Genomic DNA, 18539 nt, shown 5'->3' with positions numbered 1-18539 from the left:
GGCTGGTCCGGTATCCGTTGCTTGTCCCAGCCGCAATCTTAGTCCGAGCCTTGGCCATGCGCCACTGCTTTCTGGCGCGGCATATGGCGCACGCTCAGCGCCCAGAACAGCAGGGCCAGCAGGCTGACGGCAGCGCCAAGCACACAAACGCCGTTCCATCCGGCGGCGGCGTAGGCGCTGGTCGAGGCGATGGCGCCCAGGCCGCTGCCCACCGCATAGAAAATCATGTAGCAGGCGACCAGCCGGCTGTGCGCTTCAGGCTGGGACTGGAAAATCATGCTCTGGTTGGTGACGTGTATCGCTTGTCCGCCCAGGTCCAGCAGGACGATGCCGAGCACCAGCGCCCACAGGCTCCAGTTCATCTGCGACAGCGCCAGCCACGACAGCAGCAACAGCATCAGCGCCAGGCCGGTGGTGCGCTGGCCGTGGCCGCGGTCGGCCCAATGGCCGGCGCGGGCCGCCGCCAGCGCACCGAGCACGCCGACCAGTCCGAACGCGCCGATGACGGTGTGCGAGAACGAGTAGGGCGGCGCGCTCAGGGGCAGCACCAGCGCGCTCCAGAAGATGCTGAAGGCGGCAAACATCAGCAGCGCCAGCATGCCGCGGATCTGCAGCACGCGGTCGTTCGCCAGCATGCTGAACATCGAGCCAAGCAGCTGCACGTAAGAGAGGCGCCTGGCGGACGGCGCTTGCACTGGCAGCACGCGCGACAAGACGGCCAGCATCAGCAGCACCATGGCAGCCGACACGTGGTAGACGGCGCGCCAGCCAGACAAATCCGCGATCCATCCGGCCAGGGTACGCGCCAGCAGCAGGCCGATCACCACGCCGCCCTGCGCCACGCCGACCACGCGGCCGCGTTCGGCCGGCGCCGCCGAGCTGGCGGCATAGGCAATCAATCCTTGCGTCATGGCTGTGCCCAGCAGGCCAAGGCCCAGCATGCCGGCCAGCAGGACCGCGGGCGACGACGCCAGGCTGACCCCAGCCAGCATCAGGCACAGCAGCAATGCTTGCAGCAAGGTCAGGCGCCGCCGGTCCATCAGGTCTCCCAGCGGCACCACAAACAGCAGCGCCAGCGCACAGCCGGCCTGGGTGGCGGTGATGACGATGCCGACCGCGGCCTGGCTGAAGCCGAAGCCTGCCGCAAATGCATCCAGCAACGGCTGCGCATAGTAGACGTTGGCCACGCTGAGGGCGCAGGCCACTGCAAACAGCAGCACCAGTCCTTGGTTCAGGGATGCCGGCGCCTGGCCGGGAACGGCGCTTTCCGCCATGCTCAATCCCAGGCTGCGCGGCGGGCTGGAAATCCGGTAGTTTTCATGACTGGCCACAATAGAGTCCTTTTTAAATCTGGTTTCATTTTAAAACCAGTTGGAGTCTAAGGTTTCTGGTTTTAAAATGCAACCAAAAATAATGTCCGCATCAAAGAGGAGACAGGGCCGGCGGATAGGGTAGTGCGCAAGGTCGGCAGCAAGCAGGGCAGCCGACTGTATTTGTCACAGCACGGCTTTCGGCAGATGCCAGCCGTATGAGACCGCGGCCAGGCGCAGGGTGAAGCAGGCGGCTCCGCCAAGCAAGGCGGCGGGACCTGGTGCCATGCCAAGGCGGCGCGCGGCCAGTACCGAAAAAGCGCCGAAGAAAGCCGCGGTGGCGTAGATGTCCGTTTGCAGCACAGCCGGCACGCGCGCCAGCAAGATGTCGCGCACCACGCCGCCGCCCACTCCGGTGACCGTGCCCATCAGCATGGCGACGAATGGCCGGATGCCGAACAGGACGGCTTTTTCCACGCCCGCCACGGCGAACAGGGCTAGGCCGGCGGCGTCCAGCACCAGGACCAGCGTCGCCGGGAAACCCTGCACCGTCGAATGGAACACAAAGGTCAGCAGGCCGGCCAGGAAGGTCGGCACCGGGTAGCGCCAGTCGCGGATGGCGTTCGGCGGCGCGGCGCCTATCAGCAGGTCGCGTATGACGCCGCCTCCAAGCGCCGCGACGAAGGAAATCACCATCACCCCAAGCAAGTCGAGACCGCCGCGCATTGCGCTCAGGGCGCCTTCGATTGCAAACACCAGGGTGCCGGCCAGGTCGGCTGCCAGCACGATGGTTTCGGTCTTCAGCTTTATCCTGTTCATTGACGGCGGCGCCTGTTTTTGTGATGGGTGCAGGCAAGCTATATCGAAATATCCGGGACGTCAATCCGCGGCGTAAACGAGAACGGGGCACAGCTCACGCTGTACCCCGTGGTTGAAGCGCAGGCTGCGGCTTGCCGCAGCTGCCCGTCCGTCAGTTTTGCAGACCGCGAGGGATCGCGCTCAGCAACTGGCGAGTGTAAGGATGGGTCGGATTGTGGTACAGCTCATCCGAATTGGCCAGCTCCACCACTTTGCCCTGGTGCATCACCATCACCTGGTCGGCCAGGTATTTGACTACCGACAGGTCATGCGAGATGAAGATATAGCTCATGCCGAACTCTTCCTGCAAGTCCTGCAGCAGGTTCAACACCTGGGCCTGCACCGAAACGTCCAGCGCCGAAACCGATTCGTCGCACACCAGGATTTCCGGACGCATGGTCAGGCAGCGCGCAATTGCAATCCGCTGCCGCTGGCCGCCCGAGAATTCGTGCGGATAACGATGGTAGGCGACAGGCGGCAGGCCAACCTTTTGCAGCAGCTGCATGGCCATCTCGGTGCGCTCGTTGTCGTCGCTGCCGATCTGGTGGATGCGCATCGGCTCCAGCAGGATCTGGCCGATGGTGAAGCGCGGGTTGAGCGAGGCGTAGGGATTCTGGAAAATGATCTGGATGCGCCGCTTGTAGGACATGAACTCGCTGTTGGACATGCCGATGATGTCCTTGCCTTCGAACAGCGCCTGTCCTGATGTCGCCTGGTGCAGGCGCATCAGGGTCAGGCCGACGGTGGTCTTGCCGGAACCGGATTCACCCACCACGCCCAGCGTCTTGCCGCGCGCCAGCTTGAACGAGACGTCTTGCACCGCCTTGAATTCCTTGCGGCCGAACAGGCCTTCGCGGAAATAAAAACTCTTGCCCAGGTTGCGCACTTCCAGCAAGGTATCTTCCTGGCCGCTGCAGCCGCGGCTGCGTTCGCGCAGGTCGAGGTCGGCGCCGTTGTTGCCGTTCATGTAGTCGTTGATCACCGGCAAGCGCCATGGACGGGTGTCGAGCGAAGGACGGCACATCAGCAAGGCTTTGGTGTACGGGTCTTGCGGCGCTTCAAAGATTTGCCGCACGTCGCCTTTTTCGCGTACTTCGCCGTGGCGCATGACGATCACTTCATCGGCGATTTCACCGACCAGCGCCAGGTCATGGGTGATGAACAGCACCGACATCTTGTGGCGTTTGCGCAGGGCCTCGATGAGGTCGATGATCTGCTTCTGGATCGTGACGTCGAGCGCGGTGGTCGGCTCGTCGGCAATCAGCAGCTTGGGTTCGCAGGCGATCGCCATGGCGATCATCACGCGCTGTTGCTGGCCACCCGACATCTGGCTCGGATAGGCGTCGATCTTGGTCGCCGGCGAAGGAATCCCGACTTCTTCCAGCAAGGCGATGGCGCGCGCGCGCGCCTGCTTGGCGTTCATGCCCATATGCAGCCGCAGCACTTCGGCGATCTGGAAGCCGACGGTGAACACCGGGTTGAGCGAGGTCATCGGTTCCTGGAAAATCATCGAGATTTCCTTGCCGCACATGTCGCGCCGTTCATCGGGCGTCATGGCCAGCAGGTTGCGGCCTTCGAACTCGATGACGCTGGTAGCGGCGATGCTGGAGTTATCCTTCGGCAGCAGGCCCATCACGGCCAGCGAGCTGACCGACTTGCCGCTGCCCGATTCGCCCACCAGGGCGACGGTGGTGTTGTGCGGAATGTCAAAGGAAATGCCCTTGACGGTTTCCACCATGGTCTTTTTGTCGGTGCGGAAACTGACGCGCAAGTCGCGCACGCGCAGCAAAGGCGCGCCGCTGTGATCGGCTGCGGGTTGGTTGTGGTTGGTCGATTGCATGATGTCTCCTATTTCAGCTTTGGATCAAGGGCGTCGCGCAGCGCATCGGTGAACAGCGAGAACGCCGTCACCAGGATCGCCATGGCGATACTTGCAGCCGCCAGCTGCCACCATTTACCAAGGATTAATTCGTTTTGCGCTTCGTTCAGCATGCTGCCCCAGGATACGACGCCGACCGGCACGCCGAAGCCGAGGAAGCTCAGGATCACTTCCGACTTGATGAAGCCGACCACCGAGATCGACAGCTGCACCAGCGACACATGGCTGACGTTAGGGAAGATATGGCCGAACATCTTGCTCCAGTGGCTGGCGCCGATGGCGTCCGCCGCCATCACGTATTCGCGCGACTTGTGCTTCATGTATTCGGCGCGGATCAGGCGGTAGGTCCCGGTCCAGCCGGTCAGGCCGAGGATCAGCACGATCGCCATCACGCCCTTTTGCTGCAGCACGGCGGCGACCGCCAGGATCAGCAGCAGGTAGGGGATGGAAGTGAAGATGCTGTAGAACCAGTTGAAGGCGTCGTCGATCCAGCCGCCGAAGTAGCCGGACACTGCGCCGAAGATGGTGCCGAGGGCAACCGCCAGCAGCGCCGCAACCAGGCCGACGATGATCGAGGTTTCCGCGCCCTTGATGGTTTTCTTGATGATGTCGTGGCCCCATTTGTCGGCGCCGAACGGCAGGGTAGGCAGGCGGGCCTGCACTACGCTGCCGCCTTTCTTGGCCAGCTCGGCACGGATTTCAGCCATTTCCGCCGCCAGCGGATCGGCGATGCCGTAATCGTTGGCGATCACCGGCGGCGCGATGGCCACCGTGCCGCTCTTGCGCAGGTCGCGCAAGATGTCGCGCAGCGGGTCGACCGGGTTTTCCGGCGGCGGCGCTGCGACGACGGCGTCGTTGTCGCTGAAGCCGCGCTCGGCGTCGGTCTGGGCGCCCATGAAAGTAGGCGGCGCATAATTGACGCCGATTTCCTTGGCCCAGTCCTTGGCCAGCAGGCCGCTGGCTGACAGCACCAGCATGATCAGGTACAGGCCGACCACGGCCATCGCCGCCATGGCGACGTGGTCGGCGCGCAAGCGCCGCCAGGCCAAGGCCCACAGGCCTGGCGAATGGGTGGCGCCGGGAGCGCTGTTGAGGGCTACGGTTGCTGCGGTTGCTTCAGGCGCCGCCTGGGCAGGGGCCGAATTTATACTTTGAGTCATGGCGGCTCCTTACTTCAGTTGAACGCGTGGATCGACTGCTTGATACAGCAAGTCGGTGAGCAGGTTGAATATCATGGTGGCGGCGGCGACGTAGATCGTGATCGCCTTGATCACCGGGAAATCGCTGCGTTCAACCGCCAGGATCACCTCGCGGCCAATGCCTGGGATCGAGAAGAAGCGCTCGATCAGGAAAGCGCCGATCAGCAGCGCCGGCAGGTTCGACATGACGTTGGTGATGATAGGAATCGCGGCATTGCGCAAGACGTGCACCCACAGGATGCGGCGTTCCTTGACGCCCTTGGCGCGCGCGGTGCGGACGTAGTCCTGGTTGACTTCGTCCAGCACGAAAGTGCGGTACAGGCGCAAGCTGGGAGCGATGCTGACCGCCAGCATGATCAGGATCGGCAGCGCCGAATAGTGGAACAGGTTTTCCCAGAAGCTGTTGCCCCAGCCCTGCACCGGGAACAGGCTCAGCTTGTAGGCGAACCAGTACTGGAACAGGATGATGTAGACCAGGATGCTGATCGACATACCGACGGTGCAAGCCACCATCACCATGCGGTCGACCTTGGAGCCGCGGATGAAGGCTACGGCCAGCGCCAGCGCGACGGCAATCAGGGTTTCCAGGATGGTCAGCGGGATCAGCACGGTCATGGACGGCCCGAGGCGGGTCATGATGACATTGGCGACCGATTCGCCGGTGCTCCAGCTGTTGCCGAAGTTGAAGGTGACGATCTGCTTGATGAAGATCCACAGCTGGATGTAATACGGCTGGTCAATCCCCAGCTGGGTGCGGATGTTGGCGATCTGTTGCGGGTTCGACATCTTTCCGGCCAGGATGTAGGCCGGGTCGCCGCCGACCCAGTTGAACAGGAAAAACACCAGGACGATAACGCCGAGCATGGTCGGCAGCATTTGCCAGAGTCGGCGCAGGATATAAGCGGTCATGGATATTCTCCTCAGTGCAGGCGCTGGCCTGAAATTTCGGCAAAGAATGCCTTGCTGTTAGGCTCGCGGCCGAGGAAGCTGCTGACCATTTCGCCAGCCGGCTTTTCGGCGCCGCGCGACAGGATGTCCTGGCGGTACAGGTGGCCTACTTCCGGGTTCATCAGCTTATCGTTATAGCGCGACAGCATGTCCAGCGCCAGCACTTCCGACCACATGTAGCCGTAGTAGCCGGCTGCATAGCCGCCCATCAGGTGGCCGAACTGGCCTGGGAACTCGGTGCCTGCCACATAACCGAGCGGCGTCGCGCCTTCCATCTTTTGCCAGACGGCGAGCGGCTGTTCCTGGTCGGCCTTGTCGTTGTGGATGGCCATGTCATAACCGGCGTACAGCAGCTGGCGGGCATAGCGTATGCCGCGGCCGTAGTTGTGGGCTGCGGTCAGGCGCTGCAGCAGGGCGTCGTCGATGGCCGGGCAGGGGCTCTTGCAGAAGCCGGCCAGCAGCGTCAGCGATTCCTTGCGGCGCGCCCATTCTTCGTACATCTGCGATGGCGCTTCGACAAAATCCAGCTCGACGTTGGTGCCGGCCTGGGTCACATACTTGGTGTTCGACAGCACGCCATGCAGGACGTGGCCGAATTCGTGCACCAGGGTTTCCAGCTCGTCGCTGTTCAAGCCGTTGCGGTCGAAGTTGGTGACCAGGGTGGAAACCGGCGTGCGGTGGGCCAGGGTGCTGACGCCGCGCGTGGCCCAGGCTGCCGCATGGCCGTACTTGCCTTCGCGCGGGAACAGGTCGAGGTAGATGCCGGCGATGCGCTTCTTGCTGGCGCTGTCGATGACGTCGTAGTACTGCACGTCAGGATGCCATACCGGCACCTCGACGCGTTTGAATTCGACGCCGTACAGAGTGCTGGAAACGTTCAGGATCCAAGGCACGGCGGCATCGGTAGGGAAATATTTGCGCAAGGCTTCCTGGTCGACCTTGTAGCGCGACTGCTTGATTTTCTGTTGCCAGTATTCGGAATCCCAGCGTTCCAGCTTGGTTTCTGCCAGCGGCGTTTTCAGCGTCTCGGACTTGAACACGCGCAGTTCTTCGATTTCCTTGATTTCCAGCTGGGTGACGGCGGTTTGCACTTCCGTCAGGAATTTGTCCACGGTCTGCGGATTCTTGACCATGCGGCGGCGGGTAACCAGGTCGGCATAGCTAGGCAGGCCGAACAGGGTCGCCATTTCATGGCGCAGGTCCATCGCCTCTTTCAGGATCGGCAGGTTCTTCGGCGTGCCGTGGTTGGCGAACGCGATCTGGTAGCGGCGGCGCGCATCGCTGTTGTCGGCCGATTCCATGAAGGGCTTGTAGTCGGGGTAATCGAAACCGAGCAGGTAGTTGCCCTTGTCGTCGCGCTTGGCGCGCGCCAGGTAGGCTTCCGGCATGCCTTGCACTTCGGCCGGGGTGAATGTCAGTTTCTGGTTGTTGTCGCGGATGTTGCGCGCGAATTCCTGGCTCAGCTCGTTGAGCTTGTCGAGGATGGCTTTCATGCGCGCCCGTTTTTCCGGCGCCAGCGAGACACCGGTATCGTCGAAGCTGTAGAGGACATCCTGGCGCAGCTTTTTTTCCACCGGATCGGCCGGCTGGATGGCCTTGAAGCGGGCGTACAGCTTTTCGTTCTGGAACAGTTCGGTCGACAGCTTGTTGAGGTCGATCAGGCAGGCTTCGGTGGTGCTGCGGACCTTGGCGTCAGGCGAGACATTGTTGAGGATGTCGACCGGGCCTTGCAAGTCTTCGAAGGCGATCTGCAGGTCGTTCCATTCGGTGAGTACTTTCTTGCTGTCCTTGGCGCGCGCCGGCGGCAGCTTTTCCAGTGTCGACACGCGCTTGCGCAGGGTAGTCAGCGTGCTGTCGCACAGGGTGGGGATGTCGTCCGCTTTCAGCAACGGGATCAACGGGCGTTGCGTGCCTTGGGCGGCTGCCTGGTTCAGCATCAACGTGATCAGTATTGCAACTGAGGTTGTAGCGACCGGCAAGAAAAATGATGATGGTTTCATGCATTTCCTCAAATAAGGGCTGAGTGAAAATTCAAGTTATATGGAAAGGGGTGGACGGCTTCCTGCCGTCCGCGGGCTTATTTGGTTTTGTCGATGTCGTAGTACATCCATTCGGTAGGCATCACCGGATGCTTCTTGTAGCCGATCACCCTTGGCTGCGCAATCATGTTGCGGTAACGCGCATAACCGATGCGCGATGGCGAATAGACTTCCAGGATGCGCGTCATCTTGTGATACAGCAGGTCGCGTTCGGGACCGTCCGGCAGCTTTTGCGAGGCGGCATAGAGCGTATCGAATTCAGGGATCTTGGTGCAGCCATTGTTGTTCTGGCCGATATTCGGTCCATAGAACAGCTGCATGAAATTGTCGCCGTCAGGATAGTCTGCGATCCATGGCGCAGTGCGGGTTTGCAGCTGGCACTCTTTTTCTGCCTTGAGCAAGTCAGGAAAGGTTTTCAGGTCGCCGACCATGCGGATGTGGATGGTGTCATAGGTTTTTTTCCACATTTCCGATTGCTGCTGGCCGTTCGAATCGGCGCGGGCGGAATAGCGTACCGTCAGCGGTTTGCCGTCCGGCAGGGTGCGGTAGCCGTCGCTGCCGATCTTGTAGCCGAACTTGTCGAGCAGGGCATTGGCGACTTCCGGTTCGTACTGGATACTGCTCTTGTACCCAGGGTCGTAGCCGACCACACCTGGCGGGATCGGGTATTCCAGCGGGATTGCTTCGTCGTTCCAGACCACCTTGATTTCTTCGCGCACGTTGTGCGCCATGGCGATGGCGCGTCGGAGCGCGATCTTTTCCTTGCTCAGGCCGCCCAGCACGGGGTCCTTCATGTTCCAGTAGAAGTAGCTGATTTCAGGGTCGACGATACGCGACAGCTGAACACCGCGCTTGACGAATTCCGGTTTCAGCTTGCCGCCGGCCATGACTTGCGGCGCCAGCGGGCCTTGCAATTCGGTGATGTCGACTTCGTCTCCCTCGAATGCCAGCAGGCGCGACTGGTCTTCCACCATCACGCTGATTTCAACGCGGCCGATCTGCGGCATGCGCTTGCCTTTCATCTTGGCCACGATAGCGGCATCGCCAGGATCGGCGCTAGGCTGGAAATCCCATGTGTAACCGCGGAAGTCCGGGTTGGCGGTCAAGACCATGCGCGAGCCGCGTATCCATTTGCTCAGGATGTAAGGGCCGGTGCCGACCGGATGCCCCATCACGGTGCCTTGGGCGTCGCGGTATTTTTCGATCACTTCACGCGCCACCGCGCTGGTCGGCTGGTGCGCCAGGATCATGCCAAGGTTGAAATCGGGCTGTTTCAAGTGGATGCGCAGGGTATAGCGATCCAGCAATTCGAAACCGGGGACATTGGCGTCGTAGTCGAAATGGCCGGTTTTCTTGGCTGTTGCAGCGACTTCGTCGAGGCCGACCACTTTGCCTTCCAGCAGCCAGGTTTGCGGCGAAGCCAGCTGCGGATCGAACAGGCGTTTCCACGAATAGACGAAATCGGCCATGGTCAGTTCGCGCTTCTTGCCGTTGAACACCGGATCATCGGCAAAGTAGATCCCTTTTTTCAGGCGGATCGTATAAGTCATGCCGTCGGCGCTGACTTCCGGCAGGGCTGCCGCTGCCGATGGCATCAGCTTGGCTGGGCGAGCCAGGTATTCGTAGGCGAACAGCGTTTCAAATACCGACTGGTTCACCAGTTGCGAATACAGGTCGCGCGTCACGGCCGGGTCGAAGCCGGTTTCCGGCGCCACGAAGACGAAGCGCAATACCTTGTCGGGATCAGCCGGTGAAGTTGGCGCGGCCACCGATGCCTTCATCGGCAGGGCGCACGCCAAACACGCAACCAATATCCCGCGTAACCAAAGCGAGTTCATACCATGTGTCTCCTTCTAAATATCTCTAGCTAAATAAATTGGAGCTGCGGCGGGCAATGTTTGCCGCAGCTGGATTGTCTGTTACTGAATAGGTGATGAATTAGTGTTTTTCGACATCGATGTATGGCCACTCGGCGTGCAGGATAGGGTGCTTCTTGAAACCCTTGACCCATGGCCGTACCAGCCAGCTGCGGATCCTGGTCGTGTTCAGGACCCAGGCTGTGTCAGCCTCGACCTGCCGGTTCATCTGCTGGTATATCTGGTTGCGCTCGGGGCCGAGCGGCAGCGCCATCGCTTTGGCGTAAAGCGAATCGAAAACGGGGGACTGGTAGCAGCCGTGGTTGCCGTGGCCGGAGTTCGGCCCGTACAGCAACTGCAGGAAATTCTCGGCTTCCGGATAGTCGGCCATCCAGGCGGCGCCCCACATCATCAGTTCGCAGGAGGTGGCTGCCTTCAGGTTGTCGGCGAAATTGCTGACGATGAATTTGGTCTTGATGCCGACCAGGTCCAGTCCGCGTTTCCAGAGTTCAGACTGTTCTTGAGAAATGCTGCCTTGGTTGCTGGTGTATTTCAGCAGCAAAGGCTGGCCATCCGGCATGGTGCGGAAGCCATCGGCGCCGCGCTTGTAACCGAAGTGGTCGAGCAGCTTGTTAGCGAGCGCAGGATTGTAATCTATGCTGCTGCGATATGCCGGGTCGTAACCACCGACTCCCGGCGCAACGATCATTTCCAGTTTAAGGGCTTGGCCGTGACGCAATAAAGTAGCTTCTTCCTGATTGTTATATGCCATTGCAATCGCACGTCGCAGTGCGATCTTGTCGTTGCTGTAGCCACCTATGGTGGGGTCTTTCATGTTCAACACGGTATAAGTGATGCCGGTATCAACTACGCGCTGCAGCTGTATGCCCTGATCGACATATTCGGGTTTGAGTTTCTCTCCGTCCAGCGCACTTAACGCCGCTGTATCGGGCATCTTGTCGAAATCGATCTGCTTGCCCTGGAACGCCAGCCAGCGCGACTGGTTTTCTTCAATGATGCTGATCTCGACACGTCCGATCTGCGGCATTTTCTTGCCTTGCATATCCTTGATTACCTGTTTGTCGACGGCGTCGGTGGAAGGCTTGAAGTCCCAGGTGTACCCGCGGTATTCAGGGTTGGCGACCAGGACGATTTTACTGCGCGGGACATACTGTTCCAGCATATAAGGGCCGGTTCCCACGGGATGCTGGCCGGTTTGCTGCCCATAGGCATCGACGGCCTCGCGCGCCATGGCGCCGAAAGCGCTGTAAGCGACCACGTTCAGGAAGTTGTAGTCCTTGGCATTCAGGACGACTTTGAGGGTGTAGCGGTCAGGCGCCTGCAAGCCGGTTATCGGCGTTTCGTAGTTGAAGTGGCCGGTTTTCTGGGCTTGCGCTGCCAGCTCGTCAAGGCCGGCGATCTTGCCGGCCAGGAAATTGGCGGACGGCGAGCGGTTTTTCGGGTCAAGGACGCGCTTGAAAGTGTAAATGTAGTCTTCGGCGGTCAATTCCCGCCGTACTCCTTTGAAAGCCGGGTCGGGAGCGAAATAAATGCCCTTCTTGATGTGGAAGGTGTAGGTCTTGCCATCCTCGCTGATTTCCGGCATCGCTTCCACCGTCTTGGTCACCAGCTTGGCCGGGCGGGCCAGGTAATCGTAGGTAACCAGGGGTTCAAAGATGACTTCGCTGACCCAGCCCGAATAGAAATTCTGGGTGCGGGCCATGTCGAAGCCATCGTCTGCGGCTTCGAATGCGGTGCGTATCACTTTCGCGGGATCCGCCGGATTGGCTTCGGCACTGCCGGCGAAGGTAGCCAGCGCCAGCACGGGCGCCAGGAATAGATGCTTGAACTTGACGAAATTCGACGTTTTACGGATCATTTTTTTATGCCTTTTGAGCAAGTGGTTATTTTCTATCTGCGGTCAAGATTGCTTATCCTGATCACAAAACAGTGTCATCTCCGATGACATCGCATTCTCCGCCGGTAAGCGGATAGGCGATCAATAGTTTCTGTTTCCCACTAAAAATCCATTAAAGCCGGAGTGCGTCGCCTGTGGCGCTTGGGGGGAATTCATTCATTTCACTGGTCTCCTTCGTTGTCGTTGATTTTTATGCCTGACGGTCTGCGCGCGTTCGAGGTCAAGGCGGCATAGTACAGAATCCGGCGTAAAAAGATAGATAATCAAATCGATGTTATTGCAAAAATTACAGCTTCTCTAGTGTTTTTCCATATCCAGGTACTGCCAGTCAGCCTGCAGGATGGGGTGGCGCTTGAAGCCCTTGATCCAGGGCCTGATCAGCCAGTTGCGCGAGCGCGACACGGTAATCACCCAGGCGGTGTCAGCTTCCATCTGGCGGCTCATGGCTATATAGAGCTGGTTGCGTTCCGGGCCGGGCGGCAAAACCTTGGCTTTGTCGTAAAGCGCGTCAAAGGCCGGCGAGCTATAGCAGCCGTTGTTGCCTTGCCCCGCATTGGGGCCGTACAGCAATTGCATGAAATTGTCGCCTTCCGGGTAATCCGCGGACCAGGAGCCGTTCCACATCATCAGCTTGCACTCGGTCGCCGCTCTCAGGTTGTCGGCGTAATTGCTGACCTTGAAATCGACCCGAATGCCGATCTTGTCCAGCCCGCGCTTCCAGATTTCCGAGAAAACCACGTTTTTCGCACTGGCCTCGGTCGCCATCTTGATAACCAGCGGGCCGCCGTCGGGCAGGGTACGATAACCGTCGGCCCCGCGCTTGTAGCCGAAGTGGTCAAGCAATTTGTTTGCCAGCGCCGGATCGTAGGCGATGCTGCTGCGATAGTTGGGGTCGTGGCCCACCACGCCTTCCGGAATCACCATTTCCGCCTTTACTGCAAGCCCCATGCGCACCTGGGAAATTTCATCCTGGACGTTGTAAGACATGGCGATAGCGCGCCGCAAGGCATTCTTTTCCAGGCTGTCGCCGCCGAGCAAGGGGTCTCTGAAATTCATGATGACGTAGGCTAGCCCAGGTTCGATCACGGTATTCATGCGAATGCCTTCAGCCTTGAACGACGGCTTCAGTTCCGTGCCGTCGAGTACCGTCGGCGCTGCGGCTTGGGGCAGGAAGTCGAAGTCTATCTGCTTGCCCTGGAATGCCAGCCAGCGCGACTGCTCTTCCTCGATGATGCTGACCTCGACTCGGCCGACCTGCGGCATTTTCTTGCCCTTCATGTCGTGCACCAGCTGCTCGTCCCAGGCGCTGCCGGTCGATTTGAAATCCCAGGTATAGCCGCGGTATTCAGGATTGGCGACCAGTACGATCTTGCTGCGCGGTACGTATTGCTCCAGCATATAGGCGCCGGTGCCGACCGGATGGGCGCCGCTCTGTTCGCCATAAGCGTCGATCACTTCGCGTGCCTGGGCGCCCAAGGCGTTGAATCCCATGATGTAAAGGAAGTTGTAATCGGGGGCGGTGAGCGTGATCTTCAGGGTGTAGCGATCAGGCGTCTGGAGGCCGGCTACCGGCGCATCGTAGTCGAAACGACCGGATTTCTTCGCTTTTGCCACCGCTTCGTCCATGCCGGCGATTTTGCCTTCCAGTACGTTGGCCGATGGCGAACGGTTTTTGGGATCGAGAAATCGCTTGAATGAATAAGCATAGTCCTGGGCGGTCAGCTCGCGGCGCACTCCCTTGAAGGCAGGGTCGGGGGCGAAATAAATGCCCTTCCTGATATGGAACACGTAGCTTTTTCCGCCATCGCTCACCTCGGGCATGGCTTCCGCGGCTTGCGGTACCAGCTTGGCGGGGCGTGCCAGATAGTCATAAGTCAGCAAGCGTTCAAAAATTGCTTCGGCTACCCAGTTTGAATAGGCATTGTAGGTGCGGACCAGATCGAAGCCGTCATCGGGCGCCTCTAGAGCCACACGCACCACTTTGGACGGGTCCGCTGGATTATTGCCCGCTTGCACTGAAGTCGCGGCGCCTGCAACGCCAAAAACGAGCAATATTGGTGCAATGCACGATCGATTGAATTGTTTAAAGTTCCACATGGGTTCAGTTTGATTTTTTGTCTTTTTAGCAGCGGATTGTTTCCCGCTGTTTCGAATTTTTATGTCAGAAATGGCGTAGTTACGCCGTTAAACCGGCCTATACATTTTTTCTTATACAGCTATGCGTATTTGTTATTTGGCGTATATAAGCAACAGTATCGCAGGCGTTACCAAATTAAATGCAGCTTTTATTTTTTTTAGGATACACTATTTTAGCTGCATTACATCATGTGGCATGTTTTTTGCTTGTAGGTGTCGGTGGAAATATTTCTGGCAAACAATCACAAATTGGGCCCAGAAAAGTAACTGCCAGTACTGTTTTACACGCGAAAGAAAATCTGCTTTTTGGTCGTTGTTGTGAAAAGATTTTTGACGCATCGCTCAGAAGGCGATTAACAAATCGTGTTTGATTTATTACAAAACTTAAATTTCAACTCTAACTTTTACCCATAGGGAGTTTGGTTATGATGAAGGAACGGGGATTGCCACGTTCGCTGCGACTGATGTTTTCAGGCGGCGTTGCTGTGGGGCTAGGTCTGTTGGCCCACTCAGTGCAGGCGCAGGAGACGAAGACGGACGATGCTCCACAACAAATGCAACGAGTCGAAATTACTGGCTCATCGATTAAACGGGTTGCGAACGAAGGTGTTTCGCCTATCACGATTATCAAGGCTGACGATTTTGCCAAAGCCGGTATTACCACTGCCTCAGAAGCGTTGGGTAGTATCGCTGCAAATCAATCACAATTTACCACTTCGACTAACGTAGGCAAGGGCGGCACCGTTGGTGCATCAGCCGACTTGCGTAGTCTGGGCTCGAACAAAACGCTGGTTCTGCTTAATGGCCGTCGTCTTGCCAATAGCGCATTTGACGGTTCCACCGTTGATTTGAACATCATTCCTATTGCTGCCTTAGACCGCGTTGAAGTCCTGCGCGACGGTGCTTCTGCAATTTACGGAACCGATGCGATCGGCGGGGTGATCAACTTCATCACCAAAAGATCGTATACCGGCCTGAACGTTTCCGGCGAAGGCATCGTCCCTTCGAAAAGCGGCGGTCAGGAAGGACGCATCAATGTGTCCGGCGGTATCGGCGACCTGGATAAAGACGGCTACAACTTCTTTGGCGTAGTCGATTACCATAAACAAAGCAGGATCACTGCCGGACAGCGCGGAATTACCGGTAATGTCCCAAGCCTTGGCTTGAGCCAAACCAGCGGTAATACCTTTCCGGCTAACTTTGTCGACACCGGCAACGGCGTCTCTGGCAATCCTTTGCTGGCAACCGGCTGTAACGCAGCGCACCTGGCGCCAAACGCCAAGGGCACTTCTTGCCGCTACGATTATTCCTCAACTATCGATGTAGTCCCAGAAACCTCTGAACTTGCCGTGATCGGCAAGGGTACGTTCAAGCTGAATGCCGATAACAATGCGTCGATCGAATACCTGCATTCCGAGAGCAAGGTAAAGCAAACTGTCGCGGGCGACGTGTTTTCTGGTAACGGTAGCGACTATCTGCTGCCTAGCTCCAGCAAGTATTACCCAGGCAACGGTACTACGCCTGCTGTCGCTGGTCTGAGCGGTGACCCATTGTCGGTCAACTTCCGTTCTGCGGGATTTGGCGGCCGCGTAAGCGAAGCTAAAAACACGGCAGACCGATTGCTGTTGAGCCTTGACGGCACGATGTGGGGATGGGATTACAAGACCGGCCTGAGCTATGCAGTCAGCAAGGCGCAGGAAACACTGGTTAGCGGCTATCTGAATAACGATGCCGTAAGAGCCGCGCTGTTGAACGGCACTCTGAATCCATTTGGCGCCTCTGATCCAGGTGTGTACGACGCGATTAAAAACACAGGTAAATACCTGGATGCTAAAACCACCATCTCGTCGTTGGATTTCACGGCAAGCCGTGAAATCGCGCAATTGCCGGCTGGTCCCCTCGGTTTTGCTATCGGCGGCGAATACCGGCATGAAACAGCAGAATACGACATCATCCACTCGGTTGCCGACCTGTCCGAAAGTACTGGCTCTTCGACTTCCCAATCTCAGTCCGGCAAGCGTAATGTTGGCGCCGTATTTTCTGAGTTGAGCATTCCGATCGTCAAGAATCTGGAAGCGCAGTTAGCCGTGCGTTACGATGATTACAGCGACGTCGGCAGCACCATCAATCCAAAGATCGGCTTGCGCTGGCAGCCTGCCCAGAACCTGATGTTCCGCAGTTCATACAGCACGGGCTTCCGGGCGCCAAGCTTGTACGAACTGAACCAGCCTGCCTCGACCACTTTCACTTCCGGTTCGTATAACGATCCGAAGCTGTGCCCAGGCGGTAACGTAGCTGCAGGCGGCGTTGAAGTGCGCGATTGCAATACGCAATTCTTCACGCAAACCGGCGGTAACAAGTCTTTGCAGCCAGAAAAATCGACTTCGTTCACTCTGGGTACGGTTTTTGAACCGATCAAGGATGTGACTGTTTCGATCGATTACTGGAATATCAAGATCAAAAACCAGATCGGCGTGATTTCCGAAGCTGATATTTTTGCTGATCCTAACAAGTATGCAAACCTGTACATCCGTAAGCCTGATGGCTCGCTGGACTACATTGTCCAGACCAACCAGAATCTGGGTAACGTTCACACCCAAGGTTTCGATTTGGGCCTCGGATGGCGTTTGCCTAAGACCCGCGTTGGCGATTTTGCATTTTCCATCGACGGCACTTACGTTACGCAGTATGACTACCAGAGCGAAAAGGGTGGGCCTTACCTGAACAATCTGGCTGTTTATGCTGGCGGTGTCGGCTCCACGCCAGGAGTGGTTTTCCGGTGGCGCCATAATGCGACGCTTAACTGGAAGAATGGTCCATGGGGCGCAATGTTCCAGCAAACCTTCAGTACCGGTTACGTAGATGCAAACAACGCTGTGTCGGCTCCGTACGATACGCATAACGTTGGTTCATATACCCGTTACAACACTTCGTTGACATACACTGGTATCAAGAATCTGACGCTGACAGGTGGTATCAAGAATATCCTTGATAAGAAACCGCCTGCCAGTAATCAGGTTGATAACTTCCAGATCGGCTACGATCCACGTTATGGCGACATCGTCGGCCGTGCGTTCTTCGTCCGCGCCAACTATCAGTTCTTTTAATCACAGGAATCGATTGGCTTAAGTTCTTTTCGCAAGCAAACCACCTGGGAAGTTTTCCAGGTGGTTTTGGCTTTTTCGAATGGAGTAAGCTGCAAGATCTTTCTGCTGTTTTATAAGTCATTGATGTAGTATTTACAGACGCGCACTAATTAGGGGAGAATGACCAGTCATCCTTTTGTTTGATTAGCAATGAAAGGAAGTCTGATTGTTCATCCAGGTGCTAAATCATTTTGCAAAGCAGGCGCTGATTGATTGGTACATTTTTTGCGTTAGGTAAACAGGCTAGTAGTTCACTCATCTGATTGCATGTAGTTTTGGCAATTGAATAATGTAGTATCGGAGGAAAGAGGCATGGATTTCACGCAGGATGGGAGAAACCCTTCCAAGAATATAGTTGGCATCAGCGTGGTGGTTCTTCTGCATGTGGCTCTAGTTTATGCGTTGATTACAGGGCTAGCCCGTAAGGTTGTCGAAGTCATTCAACAACCGGTCGAAACCAAGATCATCGAGGAGATCAAGCCGCCACCGCCGCCGCCACCACCGAAACAGGTAGTACCGCCGCCGCCAAAATCGGTTGCGCCACCGCCGCCTTTCGTACCTCCACCAGAGGTAAAAGTAACGCCGCCGCCACAAGATAACGTGATTGCAGCTGTAACAAACGTCAAGCCGCCGACCAATGACTTGCCTACTTCGGTAGCGCAGCCATCGACCACCGGTGAGGCAGGGCCTTCGCATACCAGTGCAAAAATTGCTGGAAACTGCGACAAGCCGGAGTATCCAAGAACTTCGCTGCGTAATGAAGAAGAGGGTACTGTCACTGTCAAGCTGACGATCGGAGCCGACGGCAACGTGGTCGATTCCACTGTGCAAAAGGGCAGCGGTTTCAAGGATCTGGACAGAGCCACGGTAAAAGCGTGGAGCCTGTGCCATTTCACCCCTGCCATGGCTGACGGCAAACCTGTGCAGTCTACGACAACAATGCAGTATGTCTGGAAGCTGGAATAATCAAAGTGTAGAACCACTACCTTGTCCGTTATCCTAGCAATCTAATTTATAAAATTTGGAGTATTAGTATGTCTATCACTCGTAACCGCTTATCCGCCCTTGCCACCGCCCTGATGATCTCCGCCGCGACGATCTCGGCGCCACTGGCAGCAATCGCCCAAACACCAGCCGCCGCATCGGCTCCAGCAGCGTCGGCACCAGCAGCCTCAGATGCGCCGAAAGCGGCCGACACTGCTGCAGCGGCATCGCTGGCAGATAGCCCAACCCCGCCGCCACAGCCGGCA

General features: G+C 57.7%; 12 protein-coding genes and 1 pseudogene. 4 read left to right on the top strand and 9 right to left on the bottom strand.

The genetic code is table 11. The features are described 5' to 3' along the window. Positions 1–38: 38 nt before the first annotated feature. The 9 genes from V8G57_RS24320 to V8G57_RS24280 form a co-directional block, all read right to left on the bottom strand. Positions 39–1274: an MFS transporter gene (locus V8G57_RS24320; protein ID WP_342831590.1), complete on the bottom strand. Its 1236-nt coding sequence runs from the start codon at positions 1272–1274 to the stop codon at positions 39–41. Positions 1275–1496: 222 nt separating this feature from the next. After that, entirely contained in the window at positions 1497–2129 is a 633-nt protein-coding gene (locus tag V8G57_RS24315) for a trimeric intracellular cation channel family protein (protein ID WP_342831560.1), read from the bottom strand. 151 nt (positions 2130–2280) lie between these two features. Then, positions 2281–4008: an ABC transporter ATP-binding protein gene (locus V8G57_RS24310; protein WP_342831559.1), complete on the bottom strand. Its 1728-nt coding sequence runs from the start codon at positions 4006–4008 to the stop codon at positions 2281–2283. An 8-nt stretch (positions 4009–4016) separates the two neighbouring features. Beyond that, entirely contained in the window at positions 4017–5207 is a 1191-nt protein-coding gene (locus V8G57_RS24305; RefSeq protein WP_254785197.1) for an ABC transporter permease, read from the bottom strand. 9 nt (positions 5208–5216) lie between these two features. Continuing rightward, positions 5217–6155 carry an ABC transporter permease gene (locus V8G57_RS24300; RefSeq protein WP_092400522.1) on the bottom strand — a complete coding sequence of 313 codons (939 nt, stop codon included), beginning with the start codon at positions 6153–6155 and terminating at the stop codon, positions 5217–5219. Between the two features lie 11 nt (positions 6156–6166). Beyond that, on the bottom strand, positions 6167–8194 hold the full coding sequence (locus tag V8G57_RS24295; protein WP_342831558.1) for a M3 family metallopeptidase: 2028 nt from the start codon (positions 8192–8194) through the stop codon (positions 6167–6169). Positions 8195–8271: 77 nt separating this feature from the next. Then, positions 8272–10071 (bottom strand): ABC transporter substrate-binding protein, encoded by a 1800-nt coding sequence (locus V8G57_RS24290; RefSeq protein WP_342831557.1) that lies wholly within the window; start codon positions 10069–10071, stop codon positions 8272–8274. Between the two features lie 100 nt (positions 10072–10171). Next, entirely contained in the window at positions 10172–11968 is a 1797-nt protein-coding gene (locus tag V8G57_RS24285) for an ABC transporter substrate-binding protein (RefSeq protein ID WP_342831556.1), read from the bottom strand. Positions 11969–12304: 336 nt separating this feature from the next. Then, positions 12305–13984 carry an ABC transporter substrate-binding protein gene (locus V8G57_RS24280; protein ID WP_425458327.1) on the bottom strand — a complete coding sequence of 560 codons (1680 nt, stop codon included), beginning with the start codon at positions 13982–13984 and terminating at the stop codon, positions 12305–12307. A 299-nt stretch (positions 13985–14283) separates the two neighbouring features. Here V8G57_RS24280 and V8G57_RS24275 point away from each other — a divergent pair, with 299 nt between their 5' ends. The 4 genes and pseudogenes from V8G57_RS24275 to V8G57_RS24260 form a co-directional block, all read left to right on the top strand. Then, a complete protein-coding gene (locus V8G57_RS24275) occupies positions 14284–14514 on the top strand; it encodes a hypothetical protein (RefSeq protein ID WP_342831554.1) in 231 nt (76 codons plus the stop codon). A 54-nt stretch (positions 14515–14568) separates the two neighbouring features. Next, the gene (locus V8G57_RS24270; protein WP_342831553.1) at positions 14569–17250 is read left to right on the top strand and encodes a TonB-dependent receptor; all 2682 of its coding nucleotides are present in this window, start codon (positions 14569–14571) and stop codon (positions 17248–17250) included. A 351-nt stretch (positions 17251–17601) separates the two neighbouring features. Then, positions 17602–18255, top strand: coding sequence for an energy transducer TonB (locus V8G57_RS24265; protein ID WP_092400533.1), 654 nt, complete (start codon positions 17602–17604; stop codon positions 18253–18255). Between the two features lie 68 nt (positions 18256–18323). Then, a pseudogene (locus tag V8G57_RS24260) lies at positions 18324–18539 on the top strand (MotA/TolQ/ExbB proton channel family protein); the annotation flags it as partial.

Source organism: Collimonas rhizosphaerae, from assembly GCF_038896935.1.
Lineage (GTDB): Bacteria > Pseudomonadota > Gammaproteobacteria > Burkholderiales > Burkholderiaceae_D > Collimonas > Collimonas rhizosphaerae.
Note: the sequence above shows the minus strand (reverse complement) of the source record. Positions and strands in the feature narration are given on the sequence as shown.

What these genes read in the sequence shown, in the direction of transcription:
- V8G57_RS24320 (WP_342831590.1), bottom strand. Translation starts at nt 1,274, where the DNA reads ATGGCGGAAAGCGCCGTTCCCGGCCAGGCGCCGGCATCCCTGAACCAA.
- V8G57_RS24315 (WP_342831560.1), bottom strand. Translation starts at nt 2,129, where the DNA reads ATGAACAGGATAAAGCTGAAGACCGAAACCATCGTGCTGGCAGCCGAC.
- V8G57_RS24310 (WP_342831559.1), bottom strand. Translation starts at nt 4,008, where the DNA reads ATGCAATCGACCAACCACAACCAACCCGCAGCCGATCACAGCGGCGCG.
- V8G57_RS24305 (WP_254785197.1), bottom strand. Translation starts at nt 5,207, where the DNA reads ATGACTCAAAGTATAAATTCGGCCCCTGCCCAGGCGGCGCCTGAAGCA.
- V8G57_RS24300 (WP_092400522.1), bottom strand. Translation starts at nt 6,155, where the DNA reads ATGACCGCTTATATCCTGCGCCGACTCTGGCAAATGCTGCCGACCATG.
- V8G57_RS24295 (WP_342831558.1), bottom strand. Translation starts at nt 8,194, where the DNA reads ATGAAACCATCATCATTTTTCTTGCCGGTCGCTACAACCTCAGTTGCA.
- V8G57_RS24290 (WP_342831557.1), bottom strand. Translation starts at nt 10,071, where the DNA reads ATGAACTCGCTTTGGTTACGCGGGATATTGGTTGCGTGTTTGGCGTGC.
- V8G57_RS24285 (WP_342831556.1), bottom strand. Translation starts at nt 11,968, where the DNA reads ATGATCCGTAAAACGTCGAATTTCGTCAAGTTCAAGCATCTATTCCTG.
- V8G57_RS24275 (WP_342831554.1), top strand. Translation starts at nt 14,284, where the DNA reads ATGCAGCTTTTATTTTTTTTAGGATACACTATTTTAGCTGCATTACAT.
- V8G57_RS24270 (WP_342831553.1), top strand. Translation starts at nt 14,569, where the DNA reads ATGATGAAGGAACGGGGATTGCCACGTTCGCTGCGACTGATGTTTTCA.
- V8G57_RS24265 (WP_092400533.1), top strand. Translation starts at nt 17,602, where the DNA reads ATGGATTTCACGCAGGATGGGAGAAACCCTTCCAAGAATATAGTTGGC.